The organism is Amycolatopsis sp. NPDC049159, from assembly GCF_040648295.1.
Classification (GTDB): domain Bacteria; phylum Actinomycetota; class Actinomycetes; order Mycobacteriales; family Pseudonocardiaceae; genus Amycolatopsis; species Amycolatopsis pretoriensis_A.
Genome location: NZ_JBEZDL010000021.1, coordinates 147,002 through 169,037, shown reverse-complemented (window position 1 = coordinate 169,037; position 22,036 = coordinate 147,002). Strand labels below are relative to the sequence as shown.

Here is a 22,036-nt window from a genome sequence, read left to right as displayed (position 1 = left end):
TCCCATGAGCCGCGAGAGCGCCCTCGAGACGCTGGGCGAGACCATGCGCCACCTCCGGACCGCGAACGGCACGAGCTTGACGGCCGCCGCCCTCGCGGCCGGGGTCAGCAAAGGCCATCTGAGCAACGTCGAACGCGGTCGTGACTCGCCGAGCTGGGACCTGATCGATTTCTACGAGGCGTCCTACGGCGGCGACGGCCAGCTGTGGTCGACGTACGTGGAAACGGTGGCGGGGCCCCGACGGCGTCAACAGCGGACAGCGCACCCGGCCTACCCGATCGCCGGTGACGAATCGGCTTTCGTCGCCGACGTCACAGTTCCCGACGGAACCGTCATGCCGCCGGGTTTCCGGTTCGAGAAGGTGTGGCGCCTCCGCAACACCGGCACGGTCCCGTGGATCGGGCGTCATCTGCGCCGCCTCGGCGCACCGGGCGGGCTCGGCATCCCCAGTTCGCCGGTCCGGGTGCGGATAGCCGACACGATGCCGGGTGAAACCGTCGACATCCGCGTGCCGCTCAAGTCCCACATCCTGCCGGGAACCGCGGAAATCCACTGGAAGATGGTCGACGAGGACGGCTTCGAATTCTTCCCGGACCGCTACTACCAGGGCATCTTCATGATCATCGTGGTCGAGGCCCGGGCCCCTGCCCCGATCCTCCAGCGGCTCGTCCCCGACTGATCCGCCGAACGCAACGGACCCCCGGCCAGCTGGGCTGACCGGGGGTCCGGATGAGAGCGGTGGCGGTGGGATTTGAACCCACGGACGGGGATTAGCCGTCACACGATTTCGAGTCGTGCTCCTTCGGCCGCTCGGACACGCCACCGCCGAGAACAATACCGGAGGGTCCGGCCTCGGCTCACGAGGGGTCGCCCGGGTTGCCCGCACGCCACCTGACCTGGGCTTCCCGGAGCGCGCCGCGGGCTCGCGCGCGCAGGTCGTGGGCCGCCTCGCGGGCCTGGGCGCCGCGGCGTTGGGCCATGCCCTGGGCCTGGAGCCTGCGGTTGCCCGTCGCCGAGCCGAACTTCTGACGTGCGCTGCCGACCGCCTGCTGGATCTTGTGCTTCACCGTCATGGAACCTGAGTACCCAGAAACGTCAGCGCCGCATCGCGAAGTACGTCTCCAGCAGACCCGCGCACTCGTCGACCAGCACGCCGCCGTGGACTTCCGGGCGGTGGTTGAGACGTCGGTCACGGACGACGTCCCACAGCGAGCCCACCGCGCCGGTCTTGGGCTCCCACGCGCCGAACACCAGCCGGGAGATGCGCGCCAGCACCAGGGCGCCCGCGCACATCGTGCACGGCTCCAGCGTCACCGCCAGGGTGCAGCCCTCCAGGCGCCAGCCGTCGCCCACCACGCCGGCCGCCGCGCGCAGGGCCAGGATCTCCGCGTGGGCCGTCGGGTCGCCGAGCTCCGTGCGCGCGTTGCGGGCCGCCGCCAACGGGAGGCCGTCGGGGCCGAACACGACCGCCCCGATCGGGACGTCCGCGCCGGGGGCGCGCGCGGCCTCCAGCGCCGCCTCCACGGCCTCGGTGTCGGACGGGCGTCTCAGAGCTCGTCCAGGAGCTTGGCGAACTCGCTGCCGAACCCGCAGCGCTGCGCGACCATCTGCAGCTGCTCGTCCGGGTAGAGGTCGACCTCGCCGACGATGACCTCCAGTTCCGGCCCCGGCAGCCCGAGGTCCGCCAACACCCCCAGGTCACCCTCGGGCCAGACGGAGTCGTCCTCCTCGTCCGGTGGATCGACGCGCAGGACGTCGAGGACGTCCGCCGCGATGTCGTAGTCCAATGCCGCCGCCGCGTCCGAAAGCAGCAACGACGGTCCACGCGGGCTCGGCCGGACGATCACGAAGAACTCGTCATCGACCGCCAGCAGCCCGAAGGCCGCACCGGTGGAACGTAGTTTGCCCAGTTCAGTGATCGCCGCGTCCAGTTCGGTCAGGGCCCCCGGGTCGAGCGCGCTGCACCGCCACCGACCGTCTTCCCGGACCACGGCCACCGCGAACCCCGTGACCGGCTCTTCCACCGCCATGCGCACACCGTATTCCGCTGCCCGACCGAACGCACGCACGGTGCGCCCGAAGCGCCGCATGGGGCACTATCGGGACCATGACCGGCCCCACTGACCTGCCCACCCTGCCCGGCACGCCGTTCGCCGGCCTCCTCGACGACGCGCGCGCGTTGCAAGACCGCACGGTCGCGCTCCGCCGCGCCGTGCACCGCAGGCCGGAACAGGGCCTCCACCTCCCGCACACGCAGGCGGCGATCCGGGACGCGCTGGCCGACCTGCCGCTGGAGATCACCGAGGGCAAGGCCACGACGTCGCTGACGGCCGTCGTGCGGGGCGGGCGGCCCGGTCCGGCGGTGCTGCTGCGCGGCGACATGGACGCGCTGCCGCTGACCGAGGAGACCGGGCTCGACTTCGCCTCGGAGGACGAGGAGTCGATGCACGCGTGCGGGCACGACACGCACGTCGCGATGCTCGCGTCCGCGGCGCGGCTGCTCGCCGGGCGGAAGGATCAGCTGGCCGGCTCGGTCGTGTTCATGTTCCAGCCGGGCGAGGAGGGCCACCACGGCGCCCGCTTCATGATCCACGAGGGCGTGCTGGACGCCGCCGGGACGCGGGCCGAGCGCGCGTTCGGCGTGCACATCCTCGCCAACGCGCCCAGCGGGCGGCTGCAGCTGCGGCCCGGCCCGCTGATGGCGTCGGCGGACTCGTTCACCGTGCGCGTCACCGGCAAGGGCGGCCACGGCTCCGCACCGCAGCACACGATCGATCCGGTGCCGGCGGCCGCGGCGATGGTCGGCGCGCTGCACACGATGATCACGCGCCGGGTGAGCGTGTTCGACCCCGCGGTGCTCTCGGTGACCCGGATCCAGGCCGGCACGACGTCGAACATCATCCCGGAGACCGCCGAGCTCGAAGGCACCATCCGCACGCTGTCCGAGCAGACGCGCGCGCTGGTCCGCGCCGAGCTGCCCAAGGTGTGCGAGCAGGTCGGCGCCGCGTACGGCTGCCGCGTGCTCGCCGACGTCGAGCCGGGCTACCCGGTGACCGTCAACGACGACCGGATCGCCGCCGAGGTGCTGCGGCTCGGCGCGACCGTACTGGGCCCGGAGAACGTCGAGCTGCTCGCCGACCCGCTGATGGGCGCCGAGGACTTTTCCTACGTCCTGCAGCGCGTTCCCGGCGCGTACGCGTTCCTCGGCGCGTGCCCGCCCGGCGTCGACCCGGCCGAAGCGGCGGCGAACCACTCCAACCGCGTCGTCTTCGACGAGGACGCCATGCCGAGCGGCGTCGCGATGCTGGCTGCTTTCGCGCTGGACTCCCTCCGCTAAGGCCCGGTCCGCGACGGGCGGCCGTCTTCCAGGTGGCCGGCGAAGCGGCGACGCCACCCCGGGGCCTCGAAAGCGACGTCGTACCAGCCGTCGCGCGTCGGCACGGGGAAGTCGCGCGAGGCACCCGGCGGGACCACGACGTCGTTCAGCGTGACCGGCGCCGGCCCGCTGTTGGTCACCGTCACCCGCAGCGCCGGCGTGCTCACGAAGGTGACGGCGGCATCAAGACCGGGCCCGCCCGAGGCCTCGACGACGAAGCCGTTCGGGCCGTGGATCGCGATGTCGTACGACCCGGCGTGCGGGATCCGGCCGGTGACCTCCCCGTTCGGGGGGACGTCGAAACGCTGTGGCGGCCCGCCCACGTGGTAGGCGTACGCGGCCAGCTGCAGCGCCTGCGTGCCGTGGTTGGCCAGGTGCAGCTTCAGCGCGCTCGGCTCGACGTCGGCCCAGGCGACCGGCTGGTACGGCAGCGGGCGCGCCTTGGCCGTGCCGGGCTCCTGCACGAGCGCGCCCGGCCGGACCCCGGGCTTCGGCAGGCGTGCCTGCGTCCGGTCGGCTTCGGCGCGCAACGCGTCGGCGTCCGGCAGCAGCGGGATCGTCGTGTCGTGCGCGCGGAAGTCGAAACAGCTGGTCAGGTCGCCGCAGATCGCGCGACGCCACGCCGAGATGTTCGGCTCGCGCACCCCCGTCCACGTCTCGAGGAAGCGCAGCACCGACGTGTGGTCGAAGACCTGCGAGTTCACCCAGCCACCGCGGCTCCAGGGTGAGACGACGGTCATCGGCACCCGCGGCCCCAGCCCGATCGGCGCGGGCGCCCCGGACGCGGCGCCCCGCTCCGGCCGGTTTCCCGGCAGGTACTCGCCGGGGGTTCCGGGAGGCGGCGCCGGCGGGACCACGTGGTCGAAGAAGCCGTCGTTTTCGTCGTAGTTGATGAAGACCACGGTGGATTCCCAGAGATCCGGCTTGTCCCACAACCCTTTCAGCATCCGCTGGATGTAGGCGGCGCCGTCGACCGGCCGGGCGGCGGGGTGCTCGCAGTAGCCGTACGGCGCCACGACCCAGGACACCGCGGGCAGCGTGCCCGCGGCGCAGTCGGCGAGGAACTCGGCCAGCACGTGGTCGACGTCCCGGCCCCGGCCCGAGTCGGGCTTGAGCTTCTTGCGCAGGTTCGCGCGCTCGGCCAACCGCCGCTTCACGGGGTCCATCGAGTACAGCGCGTCGTGGTAGTTCTGGAACAGCCACAGCGGGTTGTCGCCGTAGTCGCCGACGAAGTGCTCGGGGACGCCGCGCTCCTCGTCGTTCGCGTAGATCCGCCACGAGACGCCCGCCGACTCCAGCCGTTCGGGGTAGGTCGTCCAGCGGAACGAGGGCTCGTAGTCCGGCGCGTTGCGCGTCGCGGGGCCGCCGGCGACGCCGTCCGGGTCGATCGTGCCGGTCCAGTGGAACAGCCGGTTCGGGTGCGTCGGGCCCTGGAGCGAGCAGAAGTAGTTGTCGCACAGCGTGAACGCGCTCGCCAAGGCGTGCTGGAACGGGATGTCGTCGCGCGTGAAGTACCCCATCGTCATGGGACTCTTCGCGGTGATCCAGCCGTCGTACGCGCCGCCGTTCCACGCGCGGTGCGTGCTGTTCCAGTCGTGCGGCAGCTCGCCGAGGTCCTGACCGTCCACAACGGACGTGTCGATCCGGAACGGCAGCACCGGGTCGCCGGCACCCCGCTGGCGGAAGACGTCGCGAAGCGCCGCGCGGTCGCCGAAGCCGCGTACGCCCGCCATGGTGCCGTAGTAGTGGTCGAACGACCGGTTCTCCTGCATCAGCACCACGACGTGGCGGACGTCGTCGATCGTGCCCTTCCGCGACGCGGGCGCGCACGCGGCGGACAGCGCGCCGGCCACGGTGACCGCGGCCGCGCCGCCCAGCACCGTGCGCCGCCGGATCCGGCCCATGTCCACCTCCTCGTCCCCTGGTCAGCGGCCTGACCGGAGTACCTTTCGCGCCGAGAGAGGTGAAGCCATGCTCAACTCAGCGGAATTGGTCGCCTTCGCACCGTCGAGCGACCTCGAGCGCTCGCGCGCCTTCTACACGGATGTCGCCGGGCTCGAGTTCATCGAGCAAACCCCCTTCGCGTGCGTGTTCCGGAGTGGCCGGACGATGGTGCGCGTCACCGCCGTGGCCGAGTTCACGCCGCAGCCGTTCACGGTGCTCGGCTGGGCGGTCGCCGACATCCGGGCGACCGTGGCCGAGCTGCGTGGCCGCGGTGTCGAGTTCCTGACGTTCGACACGCTGCCACAGGACACCGACAAAATCTGGACCACGCCGGGCGGCCGGATCGCGTGGTTCCGCGATCCCGACGGCAACGTGCTGTCGCTGACGGAGTTCACTGGCAATTAAACAACAGTGTTGCTTTAATGGCGGCATGACCGAAGCCGACGCCCTCGCCCAGCTCGCCGAGCAGGAGGAACGCCTCCAGTTCACGAAGTTCGACAACGAGACGGCGCTCGCCCTCGGCCAGCAGCTGCTGACGGCCGCGCGCGACCGCGGCCTGCCGGTGACGATCTCCGTCCGCCGCAACGGCCAGCGCCTCTTCCACGCGGCGCTCCCGGGCACGTCGGCCGACAACGACGCCTGGATCGACCGCAAGAGCCGGGTGGTCGACCGCTACGGCCACAGCTCCTTCCTGGTCGGCACCCAGTTCCGCGCGAAGGGCGGCTCGTTCGAAGAGGACAGCCGCCTGGACCCGGACGAGTACGCCGCCCACGGCGGGGTGTTCCCGGTGCTGGTCCGCGACGTCGGCCCGGTCGGGACGGTCGGCGTCTCGGGACTCCCGCAGGCCGAGGACCACGCGTTCGTCGTCGAGCAGCTGGAGTTGTTCCTGGCCTGAGTGCCGAGGAAACGAAAAGGACTGGCACCCACTTGCTACCGTCGATCCCATGAAGCGCGCCTTGACGACGACGCCGGAAAGTGTCCCGGCGCGCTGAACCACGCATTCCAGCCCGGGGCGGTCGCCCCGGGTTTCGCCTTGTGGTGCACCGCCTCGTCGTTCACGAGGAGCCCACGATGCACGACCACCGCAAGCTCGGCCGCGAACTCGGCCTGTTCGGTTCCGACCCGCTGATCGGCGCCGGCCTGCCCTATTGGCTGCCCGACGGCGCCGTGGTCCGGCACAGCCTGGAGGAATACGTCCGCGACCTCGAACGGCGCGCGGGCTACCGGCACGTCCATTCACCCGTGCTCGGCAAACGCGAGCTGTACGAGATTTCCGGGCACTGGGACCACTACCGCGACGACATGTACCCGCCGATGGACGTCGGCGGCGAGCAGCTCGTGCTGCGGCCGAGCCTGTGCCCGCACCACGCGCTGATCTACCGTTCGCGCGGCCGCAGCTACCGCGAACTGCCGCTGCGGATCGCGGAGCTCGGCGGGATGTACCGCAGCGAACTGTCCGGTGTGCTCGGCGGGCTGGGGCGCGTGCGCGCGATCCAGCTCAACGACGCGCACATCTTCTGCGCTCTCGACCAGGTCGAAGTAGAGGCGGGCGCGGCGCTGGCGCTGATCCGGCAGGCCTACGACGCGCTCGGCATCAGCCCCGCGCGTTACCGGCTTTCGCTGCCCGGCGAGGGCGGCAAGTACGTGGCCGGGAACTGGGACCGCGCCTCGGAAATCCTGCGTTCCGTGCTCGAGCGGAGCGGGCTCGCGTACGACGAGGCCGAAGGCGAAGCGGCCTTCTACGGGCCCAAGATCGACGTCCAGATCGCCGACAGCGCGGGCCGCGAATCGACCCTCTCCACCGTCCAGGTCGATTTCCACCAGCCCGCGCGGTTCGGCCTCGAATACGTCGGTGCGGACGCGGCGAAACACCGTCCGGTCATGGTGCACCGGAGCATCATCGGCAGTGTCGAACGCGCGGTGGCGCAGCTGATCGAAGTGCACGGCGGCGCCTTCCCGGCCTGGCTCGCGCCGGTGCAGCTCCGGCTGCTCCCGCTGTCCGAAGCCGAAGTGCCGTACGCGCGGGAAGTCCTCGACCGCTGCGGCGACTTGCGGGCCGAAATCGCGGCCGGAGGCAGCCTCGGCGCGCGCATCCGGGACGGCCGGCTGGCGCCGTTCCAGGCCGTGCTCGGTCCGGACGAGGTGGCCGCCGGACGGCTTTCCCTGCGGCTGCGCGACGGAAGCCGGCTCGACGCGCAGCCGGCCGGGGACGCGCTGGCCTGGCTCAGGGCCGAGAGCTCGCCGCCGTCAGCCAGTCGAGGGCCGGGGTCAGGCTTTCCGGTGCCGCCCAGCCGTTGATCACGGCGAGCAGCTCCAGGTAGCGCTCACGGCGTGGGTCGTTGACGGTTTCGAGCCACTCCCGCAGCTCACGCGGGTCGCGGCCGAGGCCGTCGACGATCGACGTCGCTTCCGGCGCGTCCGGGGCGATCCCCGCTTCCAGTGCCGGCGCGACGGCGGCGCGCACCTCGGCGGCCAGGTCGCGGCGCAGGCCGACTTCGTGCCGGTCCGCGAGCCGGCGCAGGGCCGCGCGGAACTCCGCGTCCCGCGTCAGCTCGGCCAGCGCGATCCACGCGTCGAGCTGTTCGGGGCTCGGGTCTTCCGGCAGTTCCGGGGTCAGCGTCCTGGCGATCCCGGCCAGCTCGGGACGGTCGCCCAGCGCCTCGGCGAGGAAGTCGCCGACCAGGTGCCGGCGCTCCACTTCGGACAGTCGGGCCAGTTCGTGCAAGAGTCTCGTCTCCTCCGTGGTCGATCCGCGGCCGGCGATCGCCGTCAGCACCGCTTGGCGCAGCCGCAGCACGCGGATCTCCGCGTCCAGCGCCGCCGCGTGCCGGGCCGCGATGTCGGCGACCGCGACTTCCCCGTCGGCGATCCGGCGGATCGTGGCGAGGTCGAGGCCCAGCTCGCGCAGGGTGCGCACGAGGCCGAGCCGAGCGAGGGCGGCATCGTCGTACTGGCGCTGACCTGCGGCGTTGCGCCCGGACGGCGGCACGAGGCCGCGATCCGAATAGAACCGGACGGCCTTGATCGTCAACCCCGTCCGCCGGGCCAGCTCGCCGATCGAATACCGCATGCCACCCAGCCTGGCAGCTCCCCTCGAGGGAGCCGCAAGCCTGTTTCACCCCATCGTGTCGATCACGTGTTCGACTATCCGCGGTAACGTGGATCACATGAGCGAACGAGCACCGCCGGCCCTCAGGTTTCTTCCCGGATCCGGGTGACCAGCTGGGTCGGGTTCACGAACCGCAACGCGACGAGGAGGAGCAGGAGCATGGAAGCCGTGTAGATGGTCGCCATCGCGTCCACGGACTGGTTGGCGCGGATGCCCGCGGCGAACACGGAGTTGTACAGCGCGACCACGAGGGTCGTCGAGTCCGGGCCGGCGGTGAGGAACGTCAGCTCGAACATCCCGACGGTGCGCACCAGCACCAGGATCGACGCGGCCAGGATGCCCGGCAGCAGCAGCGGGCCCAGGATGCGGGTGAACACCGACGTCGTCCGCGCGCCGGACATGCGCGCCGCGGCTTCGATCTTCGGGTCGATCTGTTCGATGAACGGCGTCATGGTCAGCACGACGAACGGCACGGACGGCACCAGGTTCGCCAGGATGACGCCGGTGGTCGTGCCGGCGAGGTGGACCTTGTACAGCACCGTGGCCAGCGGGATGCCGTAGGTGATCGGCGGGATGAGGATCGGCAGCACGAACAGCAGCATCACCAGGCGCTTGCCGGGAAAGGACCGGCGAGCCAGCGCGTAGGCGGCCGGAACGCCGACCGCCACCGACACGGCGATCACCACGAGCGCGACGACCGCCGTCGTCAGGAGGACGTCCGAGAGGCCGAACTCGCGCCACGCGTCGGCGTACCAATGAGTGGTGAAGCCGTCCGGGAGCCAGCTGCCGAACCACTGCGTGCCGAACGAGTCGACGACCACCGAGAGCACCAGGCCGGCGAGGTTGACGAAGAAGAACGCGACGACGGCCCAGACGACCCAACGTCCGGGACGCGCGACCCAACCGGTCATCCCTTGCCTCCGGTCGCTCCGCGGTAGAGCGTGGCGCGCCACGCCATGACCAGGCCGATCACGATCAGCATGACCACCGCCATGAGCATCGCGACGGCCGAGCCCATCGAGTAGTCGTACTCCTCGAACGCGGCGTGGTAGGCGGCGATCGAGATGACGCGGGTCTCGTTCGCCGGGTCGCCGACCAGCTGCGCCGAGGGGAACACCGAGAACGCCATGACGAACGACAAGCAGAAGGTGATCGCCAAGCCGGGAGCCAGCAGGGGCAGCGTGATGCGCCGGAAGCGCTGGATGCCGTTCGCGCCCAGCGTCGCGGCCGCCTTCTCCAGGGAAGGGTCGATGCCGGAGAGGTAGGACAACGTCAGCAGGAAGGAGAACGGGAAGCCGGTGATCACGAGCGACAGCAGCACGCCGGTGTAGTTGTGGATCAGCGGCAGCGGCTGGTCGGTGATGCCCAGGACGGTGAGCACCTTGTTCAGCCAGCCCGCCGGGCCGCCGTACATGATCAGGCCCTGCGCGGTGAGCACCGTGCCGAGCGTGATCGGCACGACCAGGATCGTCGTCAGGAGGCGCTTGCCGCGGACGCGGCCGCGCAGCACGTACGCGATCGGGATGCTGGCGAGGACGTTGATGAACGTCGCGGGCAGCGCGAGGCCGAGCGTCGTCCAGATGGTGTCGCGCAGGTAGGGGTCGCCGAAGAAGCGGGCGTAGTTCGCGAAGACGCCGCCCCGGCGTGGGGCGAAGGACAATTGGAGGCCGTAGAGAAAGGGGTACAGGAACAGGCAGGCGATGACGAGCAGGCCGGGCACCAGCAGGAGCAGGGTGCGGTCGATGCCGCGTTCGGCCAGGCGGTGGCGCAGGGCCGGGCGGGCCGCCGTCGCGGCGGTCACGGTGCGAACACCAGGACCCGCTCGGCCGGGACGCCGATCTTCGCCGTGTCGCCGGGAGCGAGCCGCTTGTCCGTCCGGAAGTAGACCGGCGTCCCGGTCGGCAGCCGGGCGGAGACCGACAGCTCGCGGCCGTGGTACTCGACGATCTCGATCGTGACGTCGAGGGCGTTCTCCGCGCCGTCGCCGACGACGAAGTCCTCGGGGCGGATCGCGACCTTCGCGGGGCCTTCCGCGAGCGAATCGCGGTTCGCGCCGGTCAGGCGGACGCCGTCGCCTTCGACGGTGACCGAGGGGCCGGCGGCGGCGGTGACCGTCACGTCCAGGAGGTTGCGGTAGCCCATGAAGGAGGCAACGTAGCTGTTCACCGGCTGCGCGTAGACCTCCTCGGGGGTGCCGATCTGCTGGACCGTGCCCTCGCGCAGCACCACCAGGCGGTCGGCCAGCGACAGGGCCTCCTCCTGGTCGTGGGTGACGTAGACGGTGGTCAGCCCGAGCGTCTGGTGGAGGCGGCGGATCTCCATCCGCATCTCGAGGCGGAGCTTGGCGTCCAGGTTGGACAGCGGTTCGTCCATCAGGACCACCGGGGGCCCCAGCACGACGGCTCGGGCGATGGCGACGCGCTGTTGCTGGCCGCCGGAGAGCTGCGCCGGGAACTTCGCCGCGTGCTCGGTGAGCTGGACGAGGCGGAGGGCGTCGTCGACCCGGCGGCGGGCTTCGGCGCGGGCGACCTTGCGCATCTTGAGGCCGAAGCCGACGTTGGCGCGGACGGACAGGTGCGGGAACAGCGCGTAGTTCTGGAACACCATCCCGAACCCGCGCTGCTCGGGCGGGCGGCCGTCGATGCGGGCGTCGTCGAGCCAGATGCTGCCGCCGGTGAGCGGGAGCAGGCCGGCCAGGCAGTTGAGCGCGGTCGACTTGCCGCAGCCGGACGGGCCGAGCAGGGCCACGAACTCGCCGCGCGTGATGGCGAGGTCGAGGTCGCGCAGGGCGTTCGCCGTGCCGAAGCTGCGGGAGACCCCGTCGAGGCGCAGCTGCTCGAACGTCACTTCTTGCCGACCTTCGAGCCGCCGATCAGCTGGTTCCACTTGTCGAACGCCTTGACCTGCTGGTCGGCGGGCAGCGACGTCTCCTTGGGGTACTGCGCGATCCACTGCTCGTACTCCGGGCGCCCGAACTGCTTGATCGTGTCCTGGCTCTTCTGCGGCGCCATCCGGAGGGTGACGTCCTTGACCGCCGGGCCGGGGTAGAAGTAGCCGTCGTCGTAGGCGATCGCCTGCTGGTCCGGCTTGAGCATCCACGCGATCAGCTGCAGGATCGCCGATTCCTGGTCGGGCGAAAGGCCCTTCGGCATCAGGGCGTACTGGGCGTCGGTGACCCAGTGCATCGGCTGCATGATCGCGGTCTTGACCGTGTTGGGCACCGTGCCGAGCTTGCGCGGGTTGATGTCCCAGCCGGTGGTGGACGTGATCATGTCGACCGAGCCCGAGGCGAGGTTCTTCATCGTCTCGGTCGTGCCCGAGGGGTAGTACTTCACGTACTTGCCCAGCTCCTGCAGGAACGCCCAGGTCTTGTCCCAGCCCTTGTCCGGGTCCTTCGGGTCCTTGTCACCGAGCAGGTAGGGCAGGCCCATCAGGAACGTCCGGCCCGGACCGGAGTTGGCCGGCTGCGCGTACTGGAACTTCTCGGGGTGCGCCTTGGCCCAGTCGAGCAGCTGCTGCGGGGACGCCGGAGCGGCGGGCACCGCGCCGGGGTTGAACTCCAGGAGCGGGCCCGAGGGGTAGTAGACGACCTCGACGCCGTAGCCGTTGGCCAGCTCCTGCATCTTGGCCGCGGGCTCGAGGTAGTTCTGCATCAGGTTCGGGAAGCGGCCGGAGAAGTCCGGGAGGACCTTGGCCAGGGTGCCGTTCGCGATGCCGGCGGAGAGGCCGTCGGTACCGCTGAGAACGAGGTGGGTCTGGGCGACGCCGCCGTCCTGTTCGGCCTTCAGCTTGCCCGCCATGCTCGGGGCGGGCGCGGTCGAGTACGTGACCTTCGCGAGCACTTCGGGGTGGGCGGCCTTGAAGTTCTCGATCATCTGCTTGGTGAGCTGCAGGTTCCCCGCGACGTCGAGGATGTTCAGCTCGACCGGCTTGCTCGGCTTGTCCGGCACGGACTGGGGGTCCGCGGCCTGGCCGCCGCCGTCGCCGCCGGGGGCGCCGCAGGCCGCCAGCGCGGCCGCAACGCCCGCTGCCAGCACCACTCGTCGGAATCGGAAGCCGGTGCGACGGTGCATGGCTGCTCCCTGGGTCCGTGTTAATGTTGTACGCCGCATCGTATATCAGATAGGACATGTCAGTGGCGAGTGCGTTCGAGGAGCAGAAGCGACGACTCTCGGGCGTGGTGGCCATCCCGGTCACGCCGTTCGACACCGAAGGCGCCGTCGACGACGGGACGTACGCGAAGCTGGTGGACCGGCTGATCACCGGCGGCATCGAGGTCGTGACGCCGAACGGGAACACCGGCGAGTTCTACGCGCTCGACGCCGCCGAAGCCCGGCGGTGCCTGGAAGTGACCGTCGAGGCCACGGCGGGGCGGGCGAGCGTGCTCGCCGGGATCGGCCACGACGTCGCTTCGGCGACGCGGGCCGCCGCGCACGCGCGGGACGCCGGGGCCGACATGATCATGATCCACCAGCCGGTGCACCCGTACATCTCCGGTGACGGCTGGGTCGACTACCACGCGGCGATCGCCGGCGCGGTGCCGGAACTCGGCGTCGTGCTCTACGTCCGCAACCCCGTGATCGCCGGCGAGCAGCTGCGCGCGCTGGGCGAGACGGCGCCGAACGTCATCGGCGTCAAGTACGCGGTGCCCGACCCGGTCCGGTTCGGCTCGGTGGCGCGCGACGCGGGGTTCGGCCGGTTCGTTTGGATCGCCGGGCTGGCGGAGCTGTCCGCGCCCGGTTACTTCGCCGTCGGGGCGACCGGCTTCACGTCCGGGCTGGTGAACGTCGACCCGGCGACGTCGCTGGCGATGTTCCGCGCACTGTCCACAGGGGACTACCCGGCGGCGATGACCGTCTGGGAACGGATCCGGCCCTTCGAAGAGCTCCGCGCCGCGGACGGGAACGCCAACAACGTCAGTGTGGTCAAGGACGCGCTCGCCCAGCTGGGCCTGTGCCGCCCCGACGTCCGGCCGCCGAGCCGGTTGCTGACCGCGGGCGAACGCGAGCAGCTCTTCGGCATGCTCTCGTCGTGGGGGCTTTCGTGAAGGGGTGGCGGCCCATCGGCGCGCCGGAGCACGATGACACCGAACCCGGCTCGCCGACGAGCCACCTGATGACCGGAACCGCGACGGAAGAAAACAAGCTGTAGCAACCCAACTGGGCGCCTCGAGTGTCGCTTTTGGCGGCTACGGGCGGCTGCTCGCCGGCTGATCAGCCGGCACGGTTGCGTACGAGCGGGTTTCCGACCCGGACTCGGCTCCTGTCCCCGGCCGGAGCGATCCGGGCGGGAAGTTCTCGGGTGTGTGGTGGGTCACCTTCATCCCGATGTGGCTGACTGTACACCGATCCGGCAGGTTTCGGGGAATTGCCACCAGGGCGGCGGAGTGGGAGGCTGGGGGCAGGACGCGGTATCCACCGCGTCGAGGCCCCAGTGCCCTTTTCCCGGACCGGACCCGGACCCCGTCGGGGCCGGAAACCGTTGCTGGACAAGCCTTTACGACTTACCCAGAGCGGTGATCCCGATGACTTCCACCCGAAATCCGGAGCTTCCGGCCACAACCGGAAGCGACTTCGCCGAGCTGTCCCGGCTCATCAAGGACGCCGGGCTGCTCCGACGGCGGCGGCGGTACTACGCGGTGCGGATCGGGCTCAACCTCGCCGCGTTCGGCGGCGGCTGGGTCGCCTTCGCCTTCCTCGGCGACTCGTGGTGGCAGCTCTTCCTCGCCGCGTTCTTCGCGATGATGTTCGCGCAGCTGTCGTTCATCGGCCACGACGCCGGGCACAAGCAGATCTTCCGCAGCCGCAAGGCGAACGACGCCACCGGGCTCGTCCACGGCGGACTGACCGGGCTGAGCTACGGCTGGTGGATCGGGACGCACTCGCGCCACCACGCCAACCCCAACAACGAAGACGAAGACCCGGACGTCGACATCGCCGCGCTCGCGTTCAGCAAGGCGCAGAGCTCCCGCAAGCGCGGCTTCCTGCGCTGGATGGCGAAGTACCAGGCGTTCCTGTTCTTCCCGCTGCTGCTGCTCGAAGGCCTCAACCTGCACGTGTCGAGCGTGAAAGCCGTGTGGCGCAAGGACGTCCGCCAGCACAAGCTCGAATCCGCGCTGCTGATCGCGCACCTGGTGGCCTACCTCGCCGCGGTGTTCATCGTGCTCTCGCCGTTGACCGGGATCATCTTCATCCTGGTGCACCAGTTCCTGTGGGGGCTGTACATGGGCTGCTCGTTCGCGCCCAACCACAAGGGCATGGAGATGGTTTCGGCCGGGCACAAGCTGGACTTCCTGCGCAAACAGGTGCTGACCTCGCGCAACGTCCGCGGCGGCCCGGTGGTGGACTTCGCCCTCGGCGGGCTGAACTACCAGATCGAGCACCACCTGTTCCCGAGCATGGCCCGGCCGAACCTCAAGCACGCGCAGGTGATCGTCCGGGACTTCTGCGCCCGGCAAGGGATTTCGTACGCCCAGTGCGGCTGGGCCCGCTCCTACTGGTACGTGTTGCAGCACCTGCACGAGGCGGGTGAGCCGCTGCGGCGGCCGGCGAAGGTGGCGGCGTGACCGCCCCGGAGACGGCACCCGAGGTGCCCCGCGCCGGTGTCCGGTGCCCGAACTGCCCGCACCCGCTCGGCACGCACGACGCGATCGCCCGCCGCTACTGCGCCGCGACCACGGCCGGTCAGGGAACCGACCGCGGCTGCGTGTGCGGCTCGGCGCAGGACCACGTCAAAGAGGCGACCCGCTAGAGCGCGTCCGGCAGCCCGAACGCCGGGAACACCGACGGCACGAACGTCGTCACCTCGGTGACCCGGTCGCCGCCGATCGACAGCGCGTTGAGGCCGAACGCGCGGAACCGGCCGTCGTGACGCAGGTACGTCGCGACGGCCGGGCCGCCGTTCGCGCGGGTGGGCAGCATGCGCAGCTCCATCGTCGCGGCGCCGTGCAGCACCGGGGCCCAGCCCTCGAGGACCGTCGCCAGCCCGCCGTACCAGGTCGGGTCCGGACCGGGGTGGCCGCCGGCGCCCGGCTGGTGGCTGCACCGGACGTCGTCGCTCAGCACGGCCGCGATGGCCGTGTCGTCCGCCGCCGTGATCGCCGCGATGTAGCGGGAAACGACCGCCCGCTCTTCGCCGCTCGACTCGACGCGCCACTCCGTGCGCCGCGAAGGCAGCTGCTCCTTCAGCTCGGCCCGCGCCCGCTGAAGCGAGCTGTTCACCGAAGCCGGGGTCGTCTCCAACGCGGCCGCGGTCTCCTTCGCCGACCAGCCGACGACGTCGCGGAGGATCAGCACCGCGCGCTGCCGCGGCGAGAGGTACTGGACGGCGGCGAGGAACGCCAGCTCGACCGTCTCCCGCGCGATCGCCACGTCCAGGAGGTCGTCCGGCGCCGGCTGCAGCCACGGGACGGCCGCCGCCGGCCGGGGCGCCAGGTGCGAGCCGGAAGCCACCGGCAGGTCCACCGAAGGAACCACGCGTGGTGTGCGGCCGAGGAAGTCGAGGCACGCGTTCGTGGCGATCTTGTACAGCCAGGCGCGCACGCTCGCGCGGCCCGCGTACTGCTCACGGCCGCGCCACGCGCGCAGGAACGTCTCCTGCACCAGGTCCTCGGCCTCGTCCAGGGAGCCCAGGAACCGGTAGCAGTGCGCCCGCAGCTCGCGCCGGTGCTGCTCGGTCAATGCGGCGAACTCGGTCTCGTCCATCGTGTCGGTAACCATGCCCGGTGTGACGGCGCCCGGCACGGAAAATCACCTCTTCGCAGGTCACGCGCACTGTGGCCGAAGTTACCCGCGCGTTAAAGACGAGTAAGCGAGCGGCGGGAACCCGTCAGGACCGCATTCAGGGGGGACGCCCGGGGGCGCGGCCGGCGGTGTCCTGACGGGGTCCGATCCGCCGCGATGCCCGGAGGCACCCGTGACGCTCAGCGAGCTCCTTCCCAGCCTCGGCTGCGAAGCCGCCGATCACCTCGAGCCAGGAGTCTGGCCGCGAAGCACCCGACTCGGCGAAGACGGCGAGCTCCTCTTCGCCGGCGCGCGAGTCAGCCACCTCGCCGCCCGCTTCGGGACGCCCGCCTACCTCCTCGACGAGCAGCAGGTTCGCGACACCGCCCGCGAGTACCGCGAAGCGCTCCCGGACGTCGAAGTCGCGTACGCGAGCAAGGCGCTCTGCACGCGTGCCGTGCTGCGTTGGGTCGCCGAAGCGGGGCTGTCGCTCGACACCTGCTCCGCCGGGGAGATCGCCGTCGCCCGGTCCGTCGGCTTCCCCGCCGAGCGGATGCTGCTGCACGGCAACGCGAAGACTCCCGAAGACCTGAAGGCCGCGCTCGGCTACGGCGTGCGGCGGATCGTGGTCGACTCGCTCGACGAGATCGAGCAGCTCGGCGCGCTCGCCCACGGCGGCCAGCAGGTGATGATCCGGGTGACGCCGGGCGTCGCGGCCGGTGCGCACGCCGCCATCAGCACCGGCGCCGAAGGGCAGAAGTTCGGGTTTTCGCTGCTCGACGGCGTTCCCGACAACGTCGATGCCGCCGCGGCAGCACTGCGGGCGCAGCCCGGGTTGCGGCTGGTCGGGCTGCACTGCCACATCGGTTCGCAGGTCTCGCGGGTCGACCGGTACGAAGCCGCCGCGCGGCGGATGGCCGAGGTGCTCGTCCGGTTCCGCGACACCCACGGCGTCACGCTGCGGGAGCTCGACCTCGGCGGCGGGCACGCGGTCCCGTACGTCGGCGGCGAGCCCGCGTTCGACCTCGGCGGCTACTCGCGGCGCCTGCGCGTGGCACTCGCCTACGAGTGCGCGACGCACGACTTCCCCTTGCCCCGCTTGACGATCGAACCGGGCCGGGCGATCGTCGGGCCGGCCGGGATCACGGTGTACCGCGTGTGCGCGGTCAAGCGCGGCAGCCGCACGTTCGTCGCGGTCGACGGCGGCATGAGCGACAACGCGCGCCCGTCGCTCTACGGCGCCCGGTACACGACGCGCCTGGTCGGCCGGCGCTCCACCGCGAAGCGCGTCCCGATGACCGTCGTCGGACGGCACTGCGAAGCCGGCGACGTCCTCGCCGACGGCATCGCGCTGCCCGCCGACCTGCGCGCGGGCGATCTGCTGGCCGTGCCGTGCACCGGCGCCTACCACCACTCGCTGGCGTCGAACTACAACCAGGTCGGGCGCCCGCCGCTGGTCGGGGTGAAGAACGGCGTCGCGACGCTGCTGGTGCGCCGCGAGACCGAGGAGGACCTCAGCCGCCGCGACCTCGGTTAGCCGCTTCGAGCCCGGCGAGCAGCACGCCGAGCGCGTACCGGAAGTCGTCCTCGACCGTCGAGCCGGCCCGTTCGCGCAGGCCGCGGGCCATCAGCGGGAACGGGAACGCCGCGGACGCGATCACCGCGGCCTCCTCCGCCGGCGGCAACCGCGTCTGGTCCTCGACGGCCCGGCCGAGCACGAAGTGCACCAGCACCCCGGACGCGCGGGTCGCCTCGCCGAGCGGGAAGCCCGCGTCGTGCAGGACGCCGGTCGCGCGCTCGGCGAGTTCACCGAGCGCGCGGGCCGCCCGGAGGTCCGCGCCGAGCGCGACGCGGGCGCCGTCGCGGTGCGCGAGCAACGCCGTGTGCAGCGCGAAGCCCGCTTCTTCGAGCCACGCGAGCCACGGCCCGGACGCCGGCAGCCCGGCGACGACCGGCGCGACGATCGCGTCCGCCATGTGGTCGAGCAGTGCGCGTTTGCCGCTGAAGTGCCAGTACAACGCGGGTGCCTTGACGCCGAGCTCGGTGGCCAGCCGCCGCACGGTCAGCTTGTCCAGGCCCTCGTCTTCCAGCAGCTTCAGCGCGACGCGGACGGCGTCGGCGACTTCCAGCGGCATGCTCCTCCTTGACGCCTTAACTAGTTAAGGACATCCTAGCCCTTAACTAGTTAAGGAGAAAGCATGGATGCCGACGTGATCGTCGTGGGCGCGGGTCCGGTGGGCCTGTTCCTCGCGGCGGAGCTCAAGCTGGCGGGCGTCGAGCCCCTGGTCCTCGAGCGCCTGAAGACCCCGTCCGAAGAACCGAAGGCACGCGGCCTCGGCGCGCTGGCGACGGAAGCGCTGTGGCGCCGCGGGCTCGGCGAACAGCTCGCGAAGGCCGACGTCGAAGGCACCAAGGACCTCGCCCGTGACCACGGAAGCACCCGCGGCCACTTCGCGAACATCTTCAAGATCGTCCCGCGCGAAGACCGCCCGCGGACCAACATCTGGCAGCCGGAGCTGGAACGCGTCCTCGCCGGCCACGCCGCGGGTGTCCGGGTGCTGCGCGGGCACGGGGTCACCGCGGTCGAGTCCGATGTGGACGGCGTCACGGTCACCGCGGAAAAGGCCTGGCGCGCCAAGTACGTCGTCGGGTGCGACGGCGGCCGCAGCACCGTCCGCAAGCTGGCCGGCTTCGAGTTCCCCGGCACGCCCGCGCTGCTGCGCACGATCGCCGGGCAGGTGCGCTTCGCCGGCGAAGTCCCGCCGGCCGGGCGCTACCCCGGCGGGGCGTTCCTGCACGGCGGCAGCATGGTCGGGACCACCGAGCCCGCGGCGAACCCGGAGCCCGTCACCACGGCCGACTTCGCCGCGAGCGTCCGGCGGATCACCGGCGCGGACGTCGTCGTCGAGGAGTTCCGCGAGGAACGGCGGTTCGGCGACCAGGCCCGCCAGGTGCCCGGCTACCGCCGCGGCCGCGTCTTCCTCGCCGGCGACGCCGCCCACGTGCACTCGCCGAGCGGCGGCCAGGGCCTCAACCTAGGCCTGCTCGACGCGGCCAACCTCGGCTGGAAGCTCGGCGCCGTCCTGCGCGGCGAAAAGCCCGAGACGTTCCTCGACACGTACACGCGCGAACGGCACCCGGCCGGCGAAGCGGTGCTGCGCAACACGCGCGCGCAGTCGGCGTTGCTGGCGCCCGGTCCGCACGTCGACGCGCTGCGGGAGATCGTCGCGGAGGTCATGGACCTGCCCGAGGCGAACAGGTACTTCGCGGACCTGCTGTCCGGCGTCCGCGACCGGTACGACTTCCCTTACCCCGCCCCGAAGCCGGCCGGCGAGCACTGCCCGGACGTCGAAATCGTCGATACCGACGGCCACGAATCGCGACTGCACGAGCACACCCGCACCGGCCGCGGCCTCCTGCTGACCAGCGACCACGTCACCGAACCACGCGTCGACGTCGTGTCCGCCACGAACACCGGGCCGCTGCTGCTCCGGCCGGACGGCGTCATCGCGTGGGCCGGCGAAGGTTCACCGGCCACCGCCCTCGACACCTGGTTCTAGCCCGGTTCGATGACGTCGCCGCCGCGCCGCACCACCCCGCGTGGCAGGCGGCGCCCGGCGAAGAAGTCGCGGCAGGCGCGGTGCACCGCGAACATCAGCGGCACCCCCAGCACGATCGACACCACGCCGATCACCGCCACGCCGCCGATGCCGAACACCGTCGTCTCGCCCGCGTCCGGCCGCGCGTACTCGACCAGCGCGAACCCCAGCACGGCCAGGAAGAACACCCCGCCGAGGAACGGCAGCAGCCCGCGCAGCAAGAAGTTGCGGGCACTCGCGAAGAGCGTCCGGCGGAACACCCAGACGCAGGCGAGCGCCGTCATCGTGTACTCGATCGCGATGGTCAGCCCGACCGCGTCGACCGAGTCCGCCAGCACGTTGTCGCTGACCAGCGCGAGCAGCACGTACACCGCGAGCGAGACCAGCCCGAACGTCCAGGTCGCCACCGACGGCGTCCGGAACCGCGGGTGCACGCGCCCGAAGACGCGGGGCAGCGCGCCGTGGCTGGCCATCGACAACGTCGTGCGCGCCGCCGGCATGATCGTCGCCTGGCTGGTGGCGGCGCCGCTGGTCAGCACCGAGACGATCAGGAGCACGCCCAGCACCTTGCCCGCGGTGCCGTCGCCGAACACCGCGCCGCCGAGCCCCGCGAGGACGTCTTCGGAATTCGCTTCGTTGCCCAGCCCGACGCCCTCGCTCCCGACGCCCGCGAAGGCCAGCGCGGCGACCGTGACGAGCAGGTAGTTCAGCACCAGCAGCACCGTCGAGAGCACCGCCGCGCGGCCCGGCGCGTGCCGCGGGTCCGCCGACTCTTCGTTGACCGACAGCGAGCTTTCCCAGCCCCAGTAGATGAACACGGCGAGCAGCACCGCCGAAACCGCCGTGCCGGCGCCGACCCCGCCCGGCCACAGCCAGTCGAGGCGCGGCACCGACGCCTGTGGCCCGGCCGTGCCCGCGAAGACGCGGACCAGCGCCACGACCGAGAAGAGCACGAGGACGACGAGCTCCACGCCCAGCAGGATCCACTGCGCCCGCGCGGAGACCTCGATGCCGCGGTAGCAGAGCCAGCACAGCGCCAGGAGCCACCCGGCGCCGATCGCCGTCGTGAGCCAGCGGTTGTCCGCCGCGCCGGACGCGCCGAACAGCAGCAGCGTGTACCGGCCGGTGAGCGCGGACTGGCTGCTCATCACCAGCAGCTGCGCGACCGTCACGACCCAGCCGGTGAACCACCCCGCGTGCGGGCCGAACGCGCGCGCCGCCCACGTGAAGTTGGTCCCGCAGTCGGGTTCCGCGGTGTTCAGCTCGCGGAACGCGAGCGCCACGAAGAGCACCGGCACGAAGGACAGCAGGACGAACGCGGCCGCCTTGAACCCGGTACCGGCCAAGACGATCAGTCCGAGCGTCGCCGCGATCGAGTACGCCGGAGCGGTCGACGACATCCCGATGACCATCGACGACACCATGCCCAGGGCGCCGCCGCGCAGCCCCTTCCCGGGGACGGCGGGAGCGACGCCGAGCGCCACGGCCTCCGACATGCGTTGGTCCTCCTGGGGCAAAGCGAGACGACAGAGCCGCCAGACGGTACCCGGCGGGGCGCGCCGAGCGCGTGCGGCTGTGCGCGGGCGCACAAAACCGCCTCGGAAAGCCTCGTGATTTTCGTCCCCCGCCACCGATTCCTCGGCAGACGGCGACGTGCACGCCGGATCACGCGAAGCTGGCGCGGGGGTCTCGCTTTCTGGTCAGGTCTCGATACGCTGCGCACTTGACAAATCACATGCCGAAACACAGGGAGGGACGGCATGGGTGAAGATTCACGTGCGCGCGGACTGGACAACACGGACAGATCATTGATCGCCCTGCTCCAGCAGGACGGCCGCGCGTCGTTCACCGCGCTCGCGAAGGCGGTCGGGCTTTCGGAGGGGGCCGTCCGCCAGCGCGTGCAGCGGCTGTTGCGCGACGACCTCATGCAGATCGTGGCGGTGACCGATCCGGTCAACGTCGATCTGACGAGGCAGGCGATGGTCGGGATCAGCGTCGACGGCGCCGATCCGCGCGAGGTGGCGAACAAACTCGCCGAACTGCCGAACGTGCACTACGTCGTGTTGTGCGCCGGGCGGTACGACCTGCTGGCCGAGCTCGTCTGCCGCGACGACGACCACATGCTCGAGGTGCTCGGCGAGGAGATCCGGCAGATCCCGGGCGTTTCCGGGACCGAACTGTTCGTGTACCTCAAGCTGGCCAAGCAGAACTACTCGTGGGGCCGGCTCACGGCGTAGCGGTCGTGAGTGAGAAACAGGGTCAGAACACTGTTTCTCACTCACGAGGC

Annotated in this window: 23 protein-coding genes and 1 tRNA gene; 11 read left to right on the top strand and 13 right to left on the bottom strand. The window is 71.2% G+C overall.

Translation table 11 applies throughout. The features are described 5' to 3' along the window. The first annotated feature begins 4 nt into the window (after positions 1–4). Positions 5–679, top strand: coding sequence for an NBR1-Ig-like domain-containing protein (locus AB0B33_RS34565; RefSeq protein ID WP_360779635.1), 675 nt, complete (start codon positions 5–7; stop codon positions 677–679). 57 nt (positions 680–736) lie between these two features. Here the strand turns inward: AB0B33_RS34565 and AB0B33_RS34560 are convergent. The 4 genes from AB0B33_RS34560 to AB0B33_RS34545 all read right to left on the bottom strand — a co-directional run bounded on the left by AB0B33_RS34560 (position 737) and on the right by AB0B33_RS34545 (position 2,030). Then, positions 737–824 (bottom strand) — tRNA-Ser (locus tag AB0B33_RS34560). A gap of 33 nt (positions 825–857) precedes the next feature. Next, a complete protein-coding gene (locus tag AB0B33_RS34555; protein WP_360779632.1) occupies positions 858–1,073 on the bottom strand; it encodes a CsbD family protein in 216 nt (71 codons plus the stop codon). A 22-nt stretch (positions 1,074–1,095) separates the two neighbouring features. Beyond that, positions 1,096–1,524 (bottom strand): nucleoside deaminase, encoded by a 429-nt coding sequence (locus tag AB0B33_RS34550; protein ID WP_247017045.1) that lies wholly within the window; start codon positions 1,522–1,524, stop codon positions 1,096–1,098. Between the two features lie 23 nt (positions 1,525–1,547). After that, positions 1,548–2,030, bottom strand: coding sequence for a tRNA adenosine deaminase-associated protein (locus AB0B33_RS34545; RefSeq protein ID WP_247017043.1), 483 nt, complete (start codon positions 2,028–2,030; stop codon positions 1,548–1,550). Positions 2,031–2,107: 77 nt separating this feature from the next. Here AB0B33_RS34545 and AB0B33_RS34540 point away from each other — a divergent pair, with 77 nt between their 5' ends. Further along, on the top strand, positions 2,108–3,337 hold the full coding sequence (locus tag AB0B33_RS34540; RefSeq protein WP_360779627.1) for a M20 family metallopeptidase: 1,230 nt from the start codon (positions 2,108–2,110) through the stop codon (positions 3,335–3,337). On the opposite strand, the gene AB0B33_RS34535 is transcribed toward AB0B33_RS34540, so the two are convergent. After that, a complete protein-coding gene (locus AB0B33_RS34535; protein ID WP_360779625.1) occupies positions 3,334–5,280 on the bottom strand; it encodes a phosphocholine-specific phospholipase C in 1,947 nt (648 codons plus the stop codon). The two genes, AB0B33_RS34540 and AB0B33_RS34535, sit on opposite strands and share 4 nt — an antisense overlap. Positions 5,281–5,365: 85 nt before the next feature. On the opposite strand from AB0B33_RS34535, the gene AB0B33_RS34530 reads away from it, so the two are divergent. The 3 genes from AB0B33_RS34530 to thrS all read left to right on the top strand — a co-directional run bounded on the left by AB0B33_RS34530 (position 5,366) and on the right by thrS (position 7,618). Next, on the top strand, positions 5,366–5,725 hold the full coding sequence (locus tag AB0B33_RS34530) for a VOC family protein (protein WP_360779622.1): 360 nt from the start codon (positions 5,366–5,368) through the stop codon (positions 5,723–5,725). A 25-nt stretch (positions 5,726–5,750) separates the two neighbouring features. After that, on the top strand, positions 5,751–6,215 hold the full coding sequence (locus tag AB0B33_RS34525) for a heme-degrading domain-containing protein (RefSeq protein WP_360779620.1): 465 nt from the start codon (positions 5,751–5,753) through the stop codon (positions 6,213–6,215). Positions 6,216–6,358: 143 nt separating this feature from the next. Then, entirely contained in the window at positions 6,359–7,618 is a 1,260-nt protein-coding gene (gene thrS, locus AB0B33_RS34520; protein WP_360779617.1) for a threonine--tRNA ligase, read from the top strand. Here thrS and AB0B33_RS34515 read toward each other — a convergent pair. The 5 genes from AB0B33_RS34515 to AB0B33_RS34495 form a co-directional block, all read right to left on the bottom strand. Beyond that, positions 7,545–8,390: a MerR family transcriptional regulator gene (locus AB0B33_RS34515; protein ID WP_360779614.1), complete on the bottom strand. Its 846-nt coding sequence runs from the start codon at positions 8,388–8,390 to the stop codon at positions 7,545–7,547. The two genes, thrS and AB0B33_RS34515, sit on opposite strands and share 74 nt — an antisense overlap. Before the next feature lie 122 nt (positions 8,391–8,512). Next, the gene (locus AB0B33_RS34510; protein WP_360779612.1) at positions 8,513–9,340 is read right to left on the bottom strand and encodes an ABC transporter permease subunit; all 828 of its coding nucleotides are present in this window, start codon (positions 9,338–9,340) and stop codon (positions 8,513–8,515) included. After that, positions 9,337–10,230, bottom strand: coding sequence for a sugar ABC transporter permease (locus AB0B33_RS34505; protein ID WP_360779609.1), 894 nt, complete (start codon positions 10,228–10,230; stop codon positions 9,337–9,339). Before AB0B33_RS34505 ends, AB0B33_RS34510 begins: the two co-directional genes overlap by 4 nt. Continuing rightward, complete coding sequence (locus AB0B33_RS34500; protein ID WP_360779606.1) at positions 10,227–11,276, bottom strand: ABC transporter ATP-binding protein; 1,050 nt, start codon at positions 11,274–11,276, stop codon at positions 10,227–10,229. Before AB0B33_RS34500 ends, AB0B33_RS34505 begins: the two co-directional genes overlap by 4 nt. After that, complete coding sequence (locus AB0B33_RS34495) at positions 11,273–12,502, bottom strand: extracellular solute-binding protein (protein ID WP_360779603.1); 1,230 nt, start codon at positions 12,500–12,502, stop codon at positions 11,273–11,275. The genes AB0B33_RS34500 and AB0B33_RS34495 overlap by 4 nt, the downstream gene beginning before the upstream one ends. Positions 12,503–12,558: 56 nt before the next feature. Here AB0B33_RS34495 and AB0B33_RS34490 point away from each other — a divergent pair, with 56 nt between their 5' ends. The 3 genes from AB0B33_RS34490 (at position 12,559) to AB0B33_RS34480 (ending at position 15,179) form a co-directional block, all read left to right on the top strand. After that, positions 12,559–13,476, top strand: a complete 918-nt coding sequence (locus AB0B33_RS34490; protein ID WP_360779601.1) for a dihydrodipicolinate synthase family protein — start codon at positions 12,559–12,561, stop codon at positions 13,474–13,476. Positions 13,477–13,953: 477 nt separating this feature from the next. Further along, complete coding sequence (locus tag AB0B33_RS34485; RefSeq protein ID WP_360779598.1) at positions 13,954–14,994, top strand: acyl-CoA desaturase; 1,041 nt, start codon at positions 13,954–13,956, stop codon at positions 14,992–14,994. Continuing rightward, positions 14,991–15,179 carry an RGCVC family protein gene (locus tag AB0B33_RS34480; RefSeq protein WP_360779595.1) on the top strand — a complete coding sequence of 63 codons (189 nt, stop codon included), beginning with the start codon at positions 14,991–14,993 and terminating at the stop codon, positions 15,177–15,179. Before AB0B33_RS34485 ends, AB0B33_RS34480 begins: the two co-directional genes overlap by 4 nt. Here the strand turns inward: AB0B33_RS34480 and AB0B33_RS34475 are convergent. Continuing rightward, positions 15,176–16,132, bottom strand: a complete 957-nt coding sequence (locus AB0B33_RS34475) for an RNA polymerase subunit sigma-70 (protein WP_360779592.1) — start codon at positions 16,130–16,132, stop codon at positions 15,176–15,178. The two genes, AB0B33_RS34480 and AB0B33_RS34475, sit on opposite strands and share 4 nt — an antisense overlap. A gap of 211 nt (positions 16,133–16,343) precedes the next feature. On the opposite strand from AB0B33_RS34475, the gene lysA reads away from it, so the two are divergent. Continuing rightward, positions 16,344–17,687, top strand: coding sequence for a diaminopimelate decarboxylase (gene lysA, locus AB0B33_RS34470; protein ID WP_360779589.1), 1,344 nt, complete (start codon positions 16,344–16,346; stop codon positions 17,685–17,687). Here the strand turns inward: lysA and AB0B33_RS34465 are convergent. Next, entirely contained in the window at positions 17,665–18,285 is a 621-nt protein-coding gene (locus AB0B33_RS34465) for a TetR/AcrR family transcriptional regulator C-terminal domain-containing protein (RefSeq protein WP_360779587.1), read from the bottom strand. The genes lysA and AB0B33_RS34465 overlap by 23 nt on opposite strands. Positions 18,286–18,348: 63 nt before the next feature. On the opposite strand from AB0B33_RS34465, the gene AB0B33_RS34460 reads away from it, so the two are divergent. After that, complete coding sequence (locus AB0B33_RS34460; RefSeq protein ID WP_360779584.1) at positions 18,349–19,710, top strand: FAD-dependent monooxygenase; 1,362 nt, start codon at positions 18,349–18,351, stop codon at positions 19,708–19,710. Here the strand turns inward: AB0B33_RS34460 and AB0B33_RS34455 are convergent. Next, entirely contained in the window at positions 19,707–21,245 is a 1,539-nt protein-coding gene (locus AB0B33_RS34455) for an APC family permease (RefSeq protein ID WP_360779581.1), read from the bottom strand. The two genes, AB0B33_RS34460 and AB0B33_RS34455, sit on opposite strands and share 4 nt — an antisense overlap. Positions 21,246–21,509: 264 nt before the next feature. Between AB0B33_RS34455 and AB0B33_RS34450 the strand changes: the two genes are divergently transcribed. After that, the gene (locus AB0B33_RS34450; protein WP_247017004.1) at positions 21,510–21,986 is read left to right on the top strand and encodes an Lrp/AsnC family transcriptional regulator; all 477 of its coding nucleotides are present in this window, start codon (positions 21,510–21,512) and stop codon (positions 21,984–21,986) included. Positions 21,987–22,036 lie beyond the last annotated feature (50 nt).

Excerpts from the sequence above, each read along its gene's own strand:
- AB0B33_RS34565 (WP_360779635.1), top strand. The coding sequence starts at position 5 with ATGAGCCGCGAGAGCGCCCTCGAGACGCTGGGCGAGACCATGCGCCAC.
- AB0B33_RS34555 (WP_360779632.1), bottom strand. The coding sequence starts at position 1,073 with ATGACGGTGAAGCACAAGATCCAGCAGGCGGTCGGCAGCGCACGTCAG.
- AB0B33_RS34545 (WP_247017043.1), bottom strand. The coding sequence starts at position 2,030 with ATGGCGGTGGAAGAGCCGGTCACGGGGTTCGCGGTGGCCGTGGTCCGG.
- AB0B33_RS34540 (WP_360779627.1), top strand. The coding sequence starts at position 2,108 with ATGACCGGCCCCACTGACCTGCCCACCCTGCCCGGCACGCCGTTCGCC.
- AB0B33_RS34535 (WP_360779625.1), bottom strand. The coding sequence starts at position 5,280 with ATGGGCCGGATCCGGCGGCGCACGGTGCTGGGCGGCGCGGCCGCGGTC.
- AB0B33_RS34525 (WP_360779620.1), top strand. The coding sequence starts at position 5,751 with ATGACCGAAGCCGACGCCCTCGCCCAGCTCGCCGAGCAGGAGGAACGC.
- AB0B33_RS34515 (WP_360779614.1), bottom strand. The coding sequence starts at position 8,390 with ATGCGGTATTCGATCGGCGAGCTGGCCCGGCGGACGGGGTTGACGATC.
- AB0B33_RS34510 (WP_360779612.1), bottom strand. The coding sequence starts at position 9,340 with ATGACCGGTTGGGTCGCGCGTCCCGGACGTTGGGTCGTCTGGGCCGTC.
- AB0B33_RS34495 (WP_360779603.1), bottom strand. The coding sequence starts at position 12,502 with ATGCACCGTCGCACCGGCTTCCGATTCCGACGAGTGGTGCTGGCAGCG.
- AB0B33_RS34490 (WP_360779601.1), top strand. The coding sequence starts at position 12,559 with ATGTCAGTGGCGAGTGCGTTCGAGGAGCAGAAGCGACGACTCTCGGGC.
- AB0B33_RS34485 (WP_360779598.1), top strand. The coding sequence starts at position 13,954 with ATGACTTCCACCCGAAATCCGGAGCTTCCGGCCACAACCGGAAGCGAC.
- AB0B33_RS34475 (WP_360779592.1), bottom strand. The coding sequence starts at position 16,132 with ATGGACGAGACCGAGTTCGCCGCATTGACCGAGCAGCACCGGCGCGAG.
- AB0B33_RS34465 (WP_360779587.1), bottom strand. The coding sequence starts at position 18,285 with ATGCCGCTGGAAGTCGCCGACGCCGTCCGCGTCGCGCTGAAGCTGCTG.
- AB0B33_RS34460 (WP_360779584.1), top strand. The coding sequence starts at position 18,349 with ATGGATGCCGACGTGATCGTCGTGGGCGCGGGTCCGGTGGGCCTGTTC.
- AB0B33_RS34455 (WP_360779581.1), bottom strand. The coding sequence starts at position 21,245 with ATGTCGGAGGCCGTGGCGCTCGGCGTCGCTCCCGCCGTCCCCGGGAAG.
- AB0B33_RS34450 (WP_247017004.1), top strand. The coding sequence starts at position 21,510 with ATGGGTGAAGATTCACGTGCGCGCGGACTGGACAACACGGACAGATCA.